Source organism: Senimuribacter intestinalis, assembly GCF_943192965.1.
GTDB lineage: Bacteria > Bacillota > Clostridia > Peptostreptococcales > Anaerovoracaceae > Senimuribacter > Senimuribacter intestinalis.
On record NZ_CALPCF010000015.1, the window covers coordinates 1 to 14,613 of the forward strand.

The 14,613-nt window shown below is 44.2% G+C and carries 10 protein-coding genes; 7 read left to right on the plus strand and 3 right to left on the minus strand.

Translation table 11 applies throughout. The features are described 5' to 3' along the window. Positions 1-244: 244 nt before the first annotated feature. The 3 genes from NFR88_RS12150 to NFR88_RS12160 are packed head-to-tail and all read left to right on the plus strand — an operon-like array spanning position 245 to position 5,642. A complete protein-coding gene (locus NFR88_RS12150; protein WP_251616308.1) occupies positions 245-2,008 on the plus strand; it encodes an ABC transporter ATP-binding protein in 1,764 nt (587 codons plus the stop codon). Positions 2,009-2,032: 24 nt separating this feature from the next. Further along, positions 2,033-3,820 (plus strand): ABC transporter ATP-binding protein, encoded by a 1,788-nt coding sequence (locus tag NFR88_RS12155; RefSeq protein ID WP_161909456.1) that lies wholly within the window; start codon positions 2,033-2,035, stop codon positions 3,818-3,820. Continuing rightward, positions 3,810-5,642, plus strand: coding sequence for an ABC transporter ATP-binding protein (locus tag NFR88_RS12160; RefSeq protein WP_251616310.1), 1,833 nt, complete (start codon positions 3,810-3,812; stop codon positions 5,640-5,642). The genes NFR88_RS12155 and NFR88_RS12160 overlap by 11 nt, the downstream gene beginning before the upstream one ends. A gap of 481 nt (positions 5,643-6,123) precedes the next feature. On the opposite strand, the gene NFR88_RS12165 is transcribed toward NFR88_RS12160, so the two are convergent. From NFR88_RS12165 to NFR88_RS12175, 3 genes are all read right to left on the minus strand, one after another. Beyond that, positions 6,124-7,065, minus strand: a complete 942-nt coding sequence (locus tag NFR88_RS12165) for a dimethylarginine dimethylaminohydrolase family protein (RefSeq protein WP_160203228.1) — start codon at positions 7,063-7,065, stop codon at positions 6,124-6,126. A 241-nt stretch (positions 7,066-7,306) separates the two neighbouring features. Then, positions 7,307-8,701, minus strand: a complete 1,395-nt coding sequence (locus NFR88_RS12170; protein WP_251616313.1) for a sigma-54 interaction domain-containing protein — start codon at positions 8,699-8,701, stop codon at positions 7,307-7,309. Positions 8,702-8,816: 115 nt separating this feature from the next. Further along, positions 8,817-10,346 (minus strand): Na+/H+ antiporter NhaC family protein, encoded by a 1,530-nt coding sequence (locus NFR88_RS12175; RefSeq protein ID WP_251616315.1) that lies wholly within the window; start codon positions 10,344-10,346, stop codon positions 8,817-8,819. Between the two features lie 191 nt (positions 10,347-10,537). On the opposite strand from NFR88_RS12175, the gene NFR88_RS12180 reads away from it, so the two are divergent. From NFR88_RS12180 to feoB, 4 genes are all read left to right on the plus strand, one after another. Continuing rightward, positions 10,538-11,245, plus strand: a complete 708-nt coding sequence (locus NFR88_RS12180; protein ID WP_251616318.1) for a sulfite exporter TauE/SafE family protein — start codon at positions 10,538-10,540, stop codon at positions 11,243-11,245. 206 nt (positions 11,246-11,451) lie between these two features. Next, positions 11,452-11,670, plus strand: a complete 219-nt coding sequence (locus NFR88_RS12185; protein WP_160203232.1) for a cold-shock protein — start codon at positions 11,452-11,454, stop codon at positions 11,668-11,670. A gap of 221 nt (positions 11,671-11,891) precedes the next feature. Next, a complete protein-coding gene (locus NFR88_RS12190) occupies positions 11,892-12,077 on the plus strand; it encodes a hypothetical protein (RefSeq protein ID WP_251616320.1) in 186 nt (61 codons plus the stop codon). A 167-nt stretch (positions 12,078-12,244) separates the two neighbouring features. Then, positions 12,245-14,599 (plus strand): ferrous iron transport protein B, encoded by a 2,355-nt coding sequence (feoB, locus tag NFR88_RS12195; RefSeq protein WP_251616322.1) that lies wholly within the window; start codon positions 12,245-12,247, stop codon positions 14,597-14,599. Positions 14,600-14,613: the final 14 nt, after the last annotated feature.

Genomic DNA, 14,613 nt, shown 5'->3' on the forward strand with positions numbered 1-14,613 from the left:
TGTCAGAGTAAATTCTATGTAAGTCTTTGCCATTTGAAATTCCAGTGATACGCAGAATTTATTTTGGCAAATAATAATTTTTGAGAAAATATGTGACCAAACCTCCAAATTCACGTAATAGTAGTAAACGAGAATTTTGAGGTTTATTTTTTGAAAAAGATAATAGTGGAAGTATTGGTTTTCGCTATGTTCCTCTTATCATGAATGGAAGTTCGATGGATAGAATTTAGCAAGGAGGAAAAAAATGTTTAAGAGCTTTCGGTTTCTGTTGAAACTAATTTGGAAATATAATAAAAAATATGTCTTTTATGCTGCATCGTTTCAGTTGGTTACTGCATTGGTGCCGCTGCTTAGTGTGATTATGCCAAAGTATATCATTGATGAATTGACAGGGCAGCAGCGAATAGAGCAGTTGTTTGTATATGTGGGCATTCTCGTATTGACTAATTTTGTAGGAATGGCGCTACTTTCATTTTTACGTGGCGCTATGTTTACCTCCAAGATCAAAGTCCTTAATTCTTTTCAATGTATGATGGCAGAAAAACTAGTCACTTGCGATTTTGAATCTCTAGAAAATCCGGAATTCTTAGATATAAAGGAAAAAGCCCATAAGATTTTATATGCAGATGGGGATGGGTTTGGTATGGTCTTAGATTACGCATTTAACATCGTGGGTAAAGTTTTTGTCTTTGCCGGACTGATTGCTGTACTTAGCACGTTGAATGCCGGAATTGTATTTATTTTTGTCCTGCTAGTTCTGTTAAATAGTTTGGTGGAATCTCGCGTACAAAAGAAATATGTTTCATGGGATATGGAGAAAGCGCCGATAGAGCGCAGAACGATGTATCTTTTAAATGCCATTGAAAATTTTGAGTATGGGAAAGAAGAAAGAATTTATAATCTAAAGGATTTTCTGATCAGCAAAATCTCGAAATGCCTGGGAGAATCCGAAAAGTTTTATAAAAGACAGGTGCGGGTGATGAATAAATCTCAATATTTTACTGCCTTTACCTCTTTGATTCGAGATGGGATTACTTACGGATATCTGATTGCTAAGGTGCTAAATCAACACATTCAAATAGGTTCATTTACGATGTATTTAGGTGCGGTATCACAGTTTTCAGCAGCGATGAATGATGTTATGTCTAGTATTATTGGCATTAGACGGTTTGGAATATACTATGAAGAATTGGATAGATATGTAAATATGCCTCAGAAAATGAGAACTGGTAAGGAATCTATTGATGATAGTGCATCAGAATACACGATTCAGTTTGAAAACGTATCTTTTAAATATCCCGGAGCAAGCACATATGCACTTAAAAATGTAAACATCACCATTTCTCCAGCTGAAAAGCTTTCCGTTGTCGGTGAAAATGGAGCGGGAAAAACAACTTTCGTAAAACTATTAACCAGGCTATATGAGCCGACAGAAGGAAGGATTCTTCTGAATGGAATTGATGTAAAAGAGATTGACTATGATGCATATCAAGGTCTAATGGCAGCGGTTTTTCAGGATTTCAGATTGTTTTCATTCACCTTGAAGGAAAATATCTGCTTCAATCAGGAGTGTGATGATGCAGAAATTGTTGATTGTCTGCGGCGCAGCGGTTTCGGCGATAAGCTGGAGAAACTTCCTAAAGGGATTTACACCAATGTTTACAAGAACTTTGAAGAAGATGGATTCGAGCCTTCGGGCGGTGAAGGACAGAAAATCGCTTTAGCGAGAGCTTTATTTAAGAATACGCCTGTCGTGATTCTGGATGAACCAACGGCTGCACTAGACCCGAGAGCAGAATACGAAATATATCAGAGTTTCAACGAGATGAGTAAGGATAAGACGACAATTTTTATCTCTCATCGCTTATCCAGCAGCAAATTCTGTGATAAAATCGCTGTTTTTGTGGGCGGGGAAATTGTAGAATACGGTTCCCATGACGAATTGTATCAGGCGAATCAACTGTATCGCGAATTATTTGATATGCAGGCGCAGTTTTATCAATCATAACCCCATATTGAGAAAGGAAACCGGATGAAGAAATCTCCTAACCAAAATCTATACCGCTGGATCGTCCGTCTGGTATTTTCCATCGACAAAAGAACCGTCGCTTTTTGGTTGACCCTAAACGGACTGTTGTGTATCCTGCCTGCCATAGCCCTTCTGTTGAATAAGCAGATACTGGCGGTGATCGCAGGTTTTTTGGATACGGGAACGGGCACATTTTCGGATGTGCTGCCGTATATTATTTTTTATGGAACGGTGCTGACTATAAGTGGATTGTCAGCTAGAATCAACAGCGGCTTTCTGTATTTTCGCATGTATGATTCCTATTATCTGGGTCTGCAGGAACTTTTGATGGATTTTTTTCAGAAAATGCCCATGGACATGCTGCTTCAGAAGGAAATCAATGATGAGTATAATGCGGTGATTCGGCGTGCGGGCGCACTTACGGATGTCACCAGTGCGGCCTGCGAACTTTTAGGAAAGGGCTGCGGTATACTGGCGCTGCTGGTGACTGCTGCCAGCGTATCTCCGTTTATTGCGCTGTTCATATTGTGCTATTTGGCGGTTTTATTATATTTGAATCATTGCATGACAAAGAAGCTGGAGGAGTTTGAGAGAAGTTACGCACCTGCAGAGCGGCGTCTTCGGGAGATTAAGCTGATTCCTATGCAGCCTAATGTGGCGAAGGAAATCAGAGTATACAAAAGCCAGAAGCGAATGCTGGATCAGTTCGATAAATACTACGATGAGGTGGAGCAGGCGGAACTTATTTATAATAGAAGCATTGGAAAAGCGGAAATCCTGAGCAATGTGTTTCTGTATCTGTTCATGGGAGGTATTTTACTATTTTGTCTGTGGGGTATTTTCAAGGGAAACATTACTGTGGAAGAGTTTATCATGCTGTTTACGCTTTGCGGAAGCCTTGGGGGATATGTAGCAGTAATTTCAAAGGGGTCCATCAATATGCACAGAGGGATTTTCGCTTTGAAACGACAGAAAGCCTTTATGGATATGGTGGAAGAAGAGGTTGCGCACAGGGAGAGGGATGCCATCCCTGCAGAAGAGTCTACAGAACCGGAGATTGCAATTGCTGCAGAAAATCTGTGCTTTGCATATAAAAATGACAGACAGGTGCTTTATGATATCAACCTGAAAATTCCTAAAGGGGAAATTGTAGCCCTTGTTGGAGAAAACGGCAGCGGAAAGTCCACACTGGTACAGGTGCTGATGGGAATTTATCCTCCGACCAGTGGACGGGTTTTTCATACGGGTACCATTGGCACCTTTTTTCAGGATTTCTATATTTTACATAAAACGGTGAGAGAAAATGTCGGCATGGGGAATATCGCGCATATAGAAAATCGGGGAATGGTGCGAGAAGCCATTGTAAAAGGCGGTGCGGAAAAGATGGTGGAAAGGCTGCCGCAGCAGATGGATACCCTTCTTCGTAAAGAAGTCTATCCTGAAGGCGTAGAATTATCCGGTGGAGAGCGACAGAAAATCGGGATTGCAAGAGCCTGTATGGGAACACATGATATTTTGATTTTAGATGAGCCGGCCTCAGCCCTTGACCCTATTGCAGAGCTGAAACAGTTTCAGCAGATTAAAGAAAATCTGGAGGGCAATACGGCAATTCTAATCAGTCATCGAATTGGATTTGCCCAGCTGGCGGACCGGATTCTTGTGTTAGACAAAGGCAGAATTGTAGAAGATGGAACTCACGAGATGCTGATGAAACAAAAGGGATTATACGCTGCGATGTATCAGCAGCAGGCGGCATGGTATCATAAGGAGAGCAACCGAGATGGAGAATAAGAAAGACAGACTTTCATTAAGCGATAATATCCGTGTCGTAAAAAAGGCATTGCAGCTCAGTATCCGAGTGAAGGGCTGGGATTCAATTTTAGTCAATGTGCTCGGGTGGTTTGCAGCCTTTCTTCCGGTTATAAGCGCAAGATATTTAGAACAGCTGACAAACCAGCTGTATCAGGCGGTTAGCGGAAATTCACCCGGATATCTTGAAAGCGAAATTATGTTTCTTTTTACAATGCTGATTGTGCTTTTCGTTGTGCAGGCTTTGTTTGATTGTTTGAGCGAGCACATGTTGCGCATAGATACGACCAGAACGGAGCGATTTGTGGCGCGCACGATTATGGAGTGCAAATGTAATGTGAAATTTCGCTATATCGAAAATAATGACGGCTTCCGACAAAAGCTGTCCTTTGTTGAGGAATACGCAGGCGAGTACACGGCAAGGAGCATGCAGGATTTAATTCTTAACGTGCAGAGAGTGATTGCAATTGCAAGCGTATCTTTGGAGCTTTTTCGCGTCAGCGGCGTGATTGTAGCGGCGGTATTTCTGACCTGTATTCCTGCGGCGGTGCTGTCCTATCTGCAAAGCGATGCGACCTATCACTTTAGAACAAAATGGATGCTGGAAGGTGATAGCGCTATTATGCAGTACTTGACCTGTGTGCGTTCCGAAGCGATGAAGGATATCAGGCATTTTAAGGCTTACCCTTACCTGAAAGCGGAATGGAAAAAGACTGCAAAGGAATACATAGAAAAAAAGGAAAGTCTGACGAGGAAGCATGTGAAGTATAACATGGCGGCAGATATTCTCCGCAATGCAGTTTATATTGTGATTTTAATTCTGGTGGGAAAGCAGATATATTTGCATCCGGAAGACGGCATAGGCATTTTTATGCTGGTGTTGACATTATCGGGGCGTTTGCAAAGTCTTCTTGGCAGCTTGCTTGTTTCTTTGATGGAGTTTGGACAGAATACCTCCTATATGAAAGATTTTTTTGATTTGCAGGATCTTGGTGCAGAGGAAAAGAACAGCGTCGATCGTGGTTTTGAAGAGGTTTCCATTACATTTGATAAAGTGACTTTTTCTTATCCGGGCTCAAACAGAAAGGTGATTGACGACCTGTCTGTAAGGATTAAGGCAGGGGAGACTGTGGCAATTGTCGGCGAAAATGGAAGCGGCAAGAGCACTTTTATCAATTTGGTGATGGGTTTTTATACTCCGCAGCAGGGAGAAATTGCGGTAAATGGTGCGCCGTTAGATGAATTACAGATTAGCAAAATACGAAGATCTACTGCCGCTGTGTTTCAGGATTTTTGTCACTACGAAGGAACCCTTCGAGAAAATATTGAAGCTTCAGAAATGAATACCAAGATAGATGAGGAATCATTAGAGCGACTTCTTCAGGAAGCGAATATTAAAGAACTGGTTGACAGACAGCCTGATGGGCTTGATGAAGAGATCGGTCAGTTCAGCAAGACCGGAAATAACCTGTCTGGTGGGCAGTGGCAGAGAGTCGCTCTGGCAAGGGCTCTGTATAGAAGAGATACAAAGCTTATGATTCTCGATGAGCCGACTGCAGCACTGGATCCGCTGGCAGAGGCGGAGCTATATAGGAATTTTGCAAAGATGACTGCAGGAAAGACGACCTTGCTAATTTCCCATCGCCTTGGAATTACTCATATGGTGGATCGGATTCTGGTTTTTTGTGAAGGAAAGCTGGTGGAAGATGGAACTCACGACAGCCTGATGGAAAAAGACGGATATTATGCAGAAATGTACCATGCGCAGGCACAGTGGTATCAAAAGAATGAAGCAGATGAGTAAGGTTAGAGCGAAGATGCAGACATATTCCTTGTTACTTAAGGCGTCACCTCATAGTAAATGCGCGGAAAATTTGGAAAAGAAGAAAACCTTAACCTATATTGCGATTTTTGAAAAAAGGTGTATAAAAAGCTGATCTTAAGATTTTACATATCTTGCGTCTTATGCAAGAATGTAAATAAACCTGCAAAAATCTTACGTAAAATGCAATATATCAGCAAAGCAGCAACGATAAATGGCTGTAAGGGTGACCGTTTAGTATATTTTTTCGATTGCGTTTATACATTTTTTTAGTATTTTTCAATCCTCGGTTAAGAATCGCTCATCTTCTTATACACTTTTTTCAAAGATGTCCGTTTTAGGTTAAAAATATTATGTTGATAGACCAGTTTTCAGATGAAAACCATTAAAATAAAGAAAAAGCAAGCGCTTTGCCTGGCGCTTTGGGGGAAACGCCGGCATGGGGCTTGCTTTTTAGCGATGGTTATCCTCTCTTTAAGAATGCGGTGATGCAGTGGAGAGCGCCGCGTCCTTTAATGATTTCGGAAACGTTGACTGTGATAACTTTGATGCCGTTGGCTTCAAGCAGCTCTTGTGCACGAGGGCTGCCCTCCGGCATAACGATAAGACCCGGCTCCAGGGCTACGAAATTGCAGCAGAAGTTTTCGCGGACTTCCGTTCTTGATGGAACTTCCAGAATCTTGTAACCTTTCTTTTTCAGCATGTCTACGATATCGTAAGGCACTTGTGCTGCGTGGAGCATGATCACATCGTTGCTGGCAGGATTCATCAGACCATCAATGTGAATATTGCTGTAAGGCTGCTGCATATGCCAAACAGTAACGCCCATGCGTTCCAGCTCATGCTTCACCTGCTCATAGCCGCTTTGGTTACAGCGGCTTCCAGTAGAAACGACACAATTGTGGCGGTCAACCCACATGGCATTCGCGCCTTCAAACATACCGTCGCCGCTGACAGTCTTGATAATAGGTACGCCGATGTCGGATAATGCTTTTGCGATGTAACGCTCTTCACCGCGGCGGGCTGCCATACCCGGTCTTGTTAAAATTGCACCCTCCGGCGTCATAAAAACCAGGTCGCGGCAGAAAATTGCATTAGGACGATCTTCGCGTTGTTCTTCTACATAGTAGACTTTTACGCCGTGGTCGCGGTAGATATCTGCGAGTGCGTCATGCTGTGCACGCATTAATTCTACATCGATGGGTTCATCAGAAAAGCGAACCTCAGCAGCATTAAAGTTTTCTATTTCTTTACCCGGACGACGCATCAAAACTGCGCGCAGGGTATCTACTTCAGATGCTACACCAAAGTCTCCCCAGTACAGCGGCAGGTCTTCTTCAAATCCTGTTTCTTTTGGAAACCAGCGTTCGCCGGGAATCGCATCAATATCTATAAATTTGCTCATAGTTTTCCTCCTTTTATTTGTCTTCACTGCTTTATAATAAAAGCAATATTCATGCCAATATAGGCACAATGCAGTTTGTTTGCTGAAGGTATCTGAGGTTTGGTGATAAATGCAAAAAAAAGAAAAAATTTTTTTTGGCAGTGAATATATCGTCAAAAAATTCTATAATTATAGGAATTTTCATTGCAAAAACGTCAAAAAATCCTGACGATCGAGTCAAAATTTTTTGACGTTTGTTTTGTTACTCTTTAAATTGAATATCGTATTTTAGCATCTTGTAGCTGAGTCCCTGTTTGGTGATACGGAGGGTTCTGGCAGCTTCGGAAAGGGATTTTGACTCTGCCAGAGTGTGAGTAATGATTTCTTTTTCAAAGGCGGCGGTCATCTCAGCAAGGGATTTCCCCTCAGGAAGTTTTGCGCCGTAAAAGGCTTGCAAAGGCGTCTTGGTATCGCTGCGCGTCAGATATCCCGGTAAATCCTGCATCTGAATAATGCGGGAAGAAATCAGATTATAAGCGCCCTCGATGATATTTTTCATTTCCCGCACATTGCCTGGCCACGTATAGTTTTGGAAAAGCTGTTCGACTTCTTCGGAAACGTCCATAACGTCTCTGTCCATTCTGGCATTGAAATAATCAAGGAAATAGCGTGTCAGCAGCTTTACATCGCCGGGACGGGCAGAAAGCGGCGGAATATCAAGACGCACCACGCTGAGTCTGTAGAAAAGGTCTTCTCGCAGTTTTTTGGCGCTGACACAGTTCTCTGGCTGCTCATTGACGGCGGAGATGACTTTGACGTCAATAGGAATCGGCTGTGTGCTGCCGATTCTGGTCACTTTCTTTTCTTCAATGACTTTCAAAAGCTTTGCCTGCATTCCCAGTTCCATAGAATTGATTTCGTCCAGAAATAGCGTGCCGCTGTTGGCGACCTCAAAGAGCCCGGGACGGTTTTCTGCACCGGTATAGCTGCCTTTCGTAGTGCCGAACAGAATACTTTCCAAAAGGGTTTCCGGAATAGCGGCGCAGTTTTGCGAAACAAAGCGTTTGGAACTTCGTTTTCCGGCAGTATGAATGGACTGGGCGATCAGTTCTTTTCCCGTACCAGTCTGCCCGTAGATTAAGACGGTAGAATCGGTTTCTGCAATGCGTTTAATTCGCTCTTTGATTTCTTTCATCTGCGGCGCACAGGTGATGATATCATCGACAGTATACAGCCGTATGGATTTCTCTTCTTTTTCCTGGGTGTGCTTCAGGGAAAGCGGGATGTCTTTGCGCTGCAGGTCGTCGTCAGCCCAGCGGGTCACCTCGGCAACGCCGATGACCTCATCGTTGTGTTTGATGGGAATGGTGGTATTAATACCGTTAAAAACCTGACCGGTCTTGATGGCTCGCATGGATTGATATTCGTTGTAAATCGGCTGTCCACTGCGCAGAACCCGGCAGATGCTGCTGGTTTCCTCTGTCAAATCGGGATAAAGCTCTAGAATGTGCATACCTCTGATATCTTCCTCACGCAGCCGGTTCAGATGAGGTCTGCGATTGACATAGTATTCGATGATTCCACTGCTGTTTGTGACGATAATGGCGTCTATATAGTTGAATACATTGAGAATTTGCTCTGCATAGCGTCTTAACATGATGAATCTCCCTTTCAATGTTTCTTACTTAAAATAGTAACCGATTGAATCTGCAATTGTCAACAAAAAGCCGCAGTATACAAATCACTGCGGCTTTTCGAAATCATATATTGAATTATGCGTTTTTTTCCGGTGTGCCAAATCGTTTCGTATCGACTCTGTGAAGTACGAAAATCAGCACAAACAGAATAACTGCAGAGATCAGAAGTACGCTCCAGCTGTTCATAAAACCGCTGATCAAGAAGCCGATCGCAGAAACAATTGCACATACGAACCCATACGGTGTCTGTGTTTCGAAGTGATCGATATGGTCGCAGGCTGCTCCCATGGACGCCATAATGGTGGTATCGGAAATTGGTGAAATGTGGTCACCAAAGAGACCGCCGCTGACAACGGCGCCGATTGTAAGCGGGAGCGGAACGCCCATTGCCAGTGCCATTGGGAAGGCAATCGGCATGAGAATTGCCATAGTTCCCCAGGAAGTACCGGTAGCCAGAGACATGACTGCACCGATGATAAATAGAAGAACTGGAAGCAGAGCCGGATTTAAGAATCCGCTGGTAACCTGCACCAGATAAGCAGCTGTACCGATGGCTTTGCAGCCGCTTCCAAGAGCCCATGCAAGCGTCAGAACCACCAGCATGTACATCATGCCTTCCCAGCCTTTTTGCATGGTTCCCATGCATTCTTTAAAGTTCATTACCTTTGTTCTGATGCAAAGGATAACGAGCAGTACTGTAGCCAGCAGGAAGCCCCACATGATTGCTGTACGTGTAACAGTTCCGTCAATTGGCTCAAATGGGAATCCGTGGCGGAACATTTCAACGAAGATGACGATCAGAAGCACTGCAATTGGCGCCAGCATTGTGCTCATCTTAGGGGTTACACCTTCCGGCAGCACAATTTGCTGTGTTTTTCTCATCGGCGTGGAGCCTTCTTTGAGAATTTTGCCTTCAAACTTTGCTCTGTTCTGTGCTTTCAGCATAGGACCAAAGTCCAGCTGTGTGATTGCCATAAATCCGCACATGATCAGTGTCAATACTGTGTAGAAGTTAAACGGAGCGGATGAGAGGAACAGATCCCAGCCACTGCCTGAAATACCTGCAGCTTCTATTTCTACGTCAATCAGTCCCATGATGTAGATACCGAAACCTACGATTGGCACCAGTGCGCAGATTGGAGAAGTGGTGCAGTCCAAAATGTATGCGAATTTTTCTCTGGAAACCTTGACTTTATCTCCGACCTTTTCGAAAATCGGTCCGATAATGAGGGAGTTTCCAAGGTCTGTAAACCAGATAAATAAGCCGCTGAGCCACATAGCAGTTTCGCATTTTGAACGGCTATTTAAACCTCTGGTTACGACATTGGTAAATGCAAGTCCGCTGCCGGACTGTGTAATCAGTTCGGTAAATCCGCCTACTACGACTAACATGACCATGGACTGTGCATTGGTGGAATCTGCAACATTTGGGAATACCCAGTCCTGTAAGAGGGTGATACCAGCCTCATAAGGATTCCCGCCGCACGCCATAATGGCAGCTACGATAACAGCGATAACTAAAGAAATGATAACGTCTTTTGTATAGATTGCAAGCCCGATGGCCAGCAATGGTGGAATCAAAGATAAAATACCTAGTGAATCCATGGTAGCTCTCCTTTCTACTTTCAATACAGAAATAACGAGTTGATCAACTGCCATACTTATTATGCAACGAATGTGCCAAGTTTAAAGGCAGGACGGAGGGGGAGGTTGCCGACAAAAGGTTGGCACAAAATTTGCTTTTAATTTACAAAGAAGAATTGTAAAATAGATTCCGGAAGGGAGACAATAATGATATGGAACTGACGCTATTTTTACTGGTTATTTTTTCGACGAATTTGATTCAAGGCATTACTGGTTTTGCTGGAACGGTGCTGGCGATGCCTTTTGTAATTTTGCTGTATGGAATAGATGTGGCAAAACCGTCTCTGACGATTCTTGCTCTTTTGGCAGGACTGCTGATCGCAGTGCGGGGTTATAAAGACATCGTCTGGAAAGAGTTTTTTAAGATTCTGATTCTGATGTTTATAGGACTTTTCGCAGGGGAAGTGATTTATCAGTATTTGCAGACAGAAGTGCTGCTGCAAATCTTTGCTGCTTTTGTCATTCTCATTGCGCTGTCCAGTCTTTTTCAGAAGAAAGAGTACAATTTGCCGGAGCCTGCGCTGAATGTGATTCTGCTTTTGGCGGGAGTTATTCACGGCATGTTTGTATCCGGAGGACCGCTTTTGATTATTTATGCAGTGAAAAAGCTGCCTGACAAGCAGAATTTCCGAACGACCTTATCGATGATTTGGGTAGCGCTGGATATCTATTTGATTATCAAGCAGACCGGCGCTGGTTTGATGACAGCTTTCACACTGACGACTACTGCCTGGAGCATTCCGGCGCTTTTAATCGGCGTTTATATTGGCAATCGCTTAGCTAAGAAGATGAGTCAGCAGGTTTTCTTGCGGCTGACCTATGTGCTGCTGCTAATCTCCGGTGTTAGCCTTCTGGTATAGAAAAAAATTCTCCGCAATTTTGCTAATACTCTAACAAAAAGCTTTCTTTTCACTGCATTTTGTGCTATGATGATGGTGTAATCAATAGAGAATTTGCACTGGCCCCATTTTGTGAGTTAATTTTTGATGATTCACAAGATGTGGGCCTTTCCTTTAAGAAGGAAGAATTCGATGGAGTACAAAAGACAGAAAGGGAGGTACTGAATATGTATGACGGTACAGTAAAATGGTTTAATGCAGACAAGGGTTTTGGCTTTATCCAGGACGACAATGGCGGGGCAGATGTGTTTGTGCATTTCTCATCAATTGAAGGAGAGGGTTACAGAAATCTGGTAGAAGGACAGAAGGTTAGCTACGATGTAGAGCCTGATCCGAGAGACAGCCAGAGAGTGAGGGCAGTGAACGTAAGAGTAAAAGAAGCATAATAAATTAGAATATAATAAACCGGAGCGGAAATATCTGCCCCGGTTTTTTTGTGCAGGGAATGGCGCTAGCGCCATATTAAAAAGGATTTTTTGAAATTATGGCGTGGGCTTGTTGGAAAACGCCATGTTTTGAACTGTTTTAAGAAGAACTGGCGCACAGTGTTGATATTTGTGCGGGGTATGAGCATAAAAGAGGGATTTTTATTGCAGGAGGGGTGGTTTTGTTTGAAGAAGTCGATGCTGTGTGCCATGTTGCAGTATTAAAGCTGTCAAATCTGGCACGCAGCGGAGTGCGCTCGCCATTTAAAGTAAAAAAGCTTACGAATGTGGCGGATTTTGAGTTGTGCCCGCCATTTAAAGTAAAAAAGCTTACGAATGTGGCGGATTCTGAGTTGTGCCCGCCATAAATTACAAAGAAAGTATTTTAATGTGGCGAGCAAATGAAGTATGGCGCACAGTGCGGTGCTCAGTGCCGAATCGTATTGATCATATGTACTTGTTAGTTGACTCTAACTTTTCCAGATGGTAGAATGATTCTATGACGATAGAAAAGAGTAGAAAGGAAGTCATATATATGACCTTAGACCAACTGAAAAAAGGTGAAAAAGCCAGGATTCTATCCGTGGGAGGAAGCGGTTCCCTGCGGCAGCATTTCCTCGACATGGGGCTGATTCCGGGCAAGGCCATTACATACATAAAAGCAGCGCCTATGGGCGATCCAATCGAGTATCGGATTTGGGGCTATGAGCTCACTTTAAGACTTTCCGATGCAAAGGAAATTCAGGTTGAACCGGCGGTCGATGGAGAAGAGGACGGAGGCAATGCGCTGGTCCTTGACAAAGTTGAGCACCCGGGACTGGGGGAAATGGGAAAATACCATACTTCGCCTAAGGGTGTAGCGCTTTCAGAAAGCGAAATCCTGACCTTCGGACTTGCAGGAAATCAGAACTGCGGCAAGACGACTCTGTTCAATAGACTGACCGGCTCCAACCAGCACGTGGGAAATTTTCCTGGTGTGACGGTTGATCGAAAGGACGGGCAAATTGGTAAGATGAGCAACACGCTGGTAACAGATCTCCCGGGCATTTACTCCATGTCTCCCTACACCAGCGAAGAAATTGTGACCAGAGAATTTTTCTTAAACGATAAGCCAAAGGGAATTATCAACATTGTAGACGCGACTAATATTGAGCGAAATATGTATTTAACCCTGCAGCTGATTGAGCTGGATATTCCGATGGTTTTGGCGCTGAACATGATGGATGAAGTGCATGCTAACGGCGGTACCATCAAGATTAACGAGTTGGAAGCAGCGCTGGGTATTCCGGTGATTCCGATTTCTGCTTCAAGAAACGAAGGCATCGAAGAACTCATCGACCATGCGCTCCACGTGGCAAAATTTCAGGAATGCCCGGGCAGAATGGATTTCTGCGATGCTGAGGGTGAAGACGGAGGTGCGCTCCACAGGTGCTTGCACTCTATCATGCACCTCATTGAAGACCATGCAAAGGCAAAGGGGATTCCTATTCGCTTTGCAGCCGGCAAACTGGTTGAAGGTGACGGACTGATTCTGGAAAAGCTGGAACTGGATCAGAATGAACAGGAACTTTTAGAGCATATTATTTTGCAGCTGGAGAAAGAAAGCGGCATAGACAGAAACGCAGCCCTTGCTAATATGCGATTTACATTTATTGATAAAGTCTGTAAGGCAACCGTAGTGAAGCCAAGAGAGAGCCGTGAACATATGCGCAGTCAGTCTATAGACAGACTGCTTACCGGAAAGTTCACAGCGATTCCCAGCTTTATCGGTATTATGGCTCTGATTTTTTGGCTGACCTTCGGCGTAATCGGCGCATGGCTTTCTGATTTGATGGAATCAGGAATCGGCTGGCTGACTGACTTGGCGGATCAGGCTTTAACGGCTGCTGATATTAACCCGGTCATTCATTCTCTGGTGATTGACGGCGCTTTTGCAGGCGTGGGAAGTGTGCTCAGTTTCTTGCCGACTATCGTAACGTTGTTTTTCTTCCTGTCCTTTTTGGAGGATAGCGGATATATGGCACGTGTCGCCTTTGTTATGGACAAAATTCTGCGAAAGCTGGGGTTATCCGGGCGAAGCTTTGTACCGATGATTATCGGATTTGGCTGTACGGTACCTGCCATCATGGCGACCCGAACTTTGCCTTCTGAGCGAGACCGCAAAATGACCATCATGCTGACGCCATTTATGAGCTGCTCTGCAAAGCTGCCTATTTATGGACTTTTGACGGCAGCCTTTTTTCCGAAACACGGGGCGGTGGTTATGACCTTGATGTACTTTACCGGCATTATCGTGGCAGTGCTCTATGCGCTGATTTTGGGAAATACCAAGTTTAAGGGCGAGCCAGTGCCTTTTGTGATGGAACTGCCCAACTATCGTTTTCCGGGGCTGAAAAGCGTAGGAAGACTGATTTGGGACAAGGCGAAGGACTTCATAACAAGGGCTTTTACGGTGATTTTTGTGGCTACGCTGATTATTTGGTTCCTGCAGACTTTTGACAGTCATCTCAACGTGGTCAGCAGTTCTCATGACAGCTTGCTTGCCATGGTCGGCGGCTTTATTGCGCCGATTTTTGCGCCGCTGGGCTTTGGAGACTGGAGAGTTTCTACAGCGCTGATTACAGGATTTACGGCGAAGGAAAGTGTAGTCAGCACCATGACGGTGCTTCTTGGCAGCGGCGTGGATGCGCTTACGACTATGTTTACTCCGCTGACTGCGGTGGTATTTCTGGTATTTACATTGCTTTATACGCCGTGTGTTGCGGCAATCGGTGCTGTGCGCAAGGAACTGGGCGGCAAATGGGCATTTGCTATCGTAGTACTGCAGTGTATGGTGGCATGGATTGTCGCCTTTGCTGTCAATGTGGTTGGCGGTTTGTTAATAGGATAGGACGTGAAAGGAGA

What these genes read in the sequence shown, in the direction of transcription:
- NFR88_RS12180 (WP_251616318.1), top strand. Translation starts at nt 10,538, where the DNA reads ATGGAACTGACGCTATTTTTACTGGTTATTTTTTCGACGAATTTGATT.
- NFR88_RS12175 (WP_251616315.1), bottom strand. Translation starts at nt 10,346, where the DNA reads ATGGATTCACTAGGTATTTTATCTTTGATTCCACCATTGCTGGCCATC.
- feoB (WP_251616322.1), top strand. Translation starts at nt 12,245, where the DNA reads ATGACCTTAGACCAACTGAAAAAAGGTGAAAAAGCCAGGATTCTATCC.
- NFR88_RS12150 (WP_251616308.1), top strand. Translation starts at nt 245, where the DNA reads ATGTTTAAGAGCTTTCGGTTTCTGTTGAAACTAATTTGGAAATATAAT.
- NFR88_RS12155 (WP_161909456.1), top strand. Translation starts at nt 2,033, where the DNA reads ATGAAGAAATCTCCTAACCAAAATCTATACCGCTGGATCGTCCGTCTG.
- NFR88_RS12165 (WP_160203228.1), bottom strand. Translation starts at nt 7,065, where the DNA reads ATGAGCAAATTTATAGATATTGATGCGATTCCCGGCGAACGCTGGTTT.
- NFR88_RS12160 (WP_251616310.1), top strand. Translation starts at nt 3,810, where the DNA reads ATGGAGAATAAGAAAGACAGACTTTCATTAAGCGATAATATCCGTGTC.
- NFR88_RS12185 (WP_160203232.1), top strand. Translation starts at nt 11,452, where the DNA reads ATGTATGACGGTACAGTAAAATGGTTTAATGCAGACAAGGGTTTTGGC.
- NFR88_RS12170 (WP_251616313.1), bottom strand. Translation starts at nt 8,701, where the DNA reads ATGTTAAGACGCTATGCAGAGCAAATTCTCAATGTATTCAACTATATA.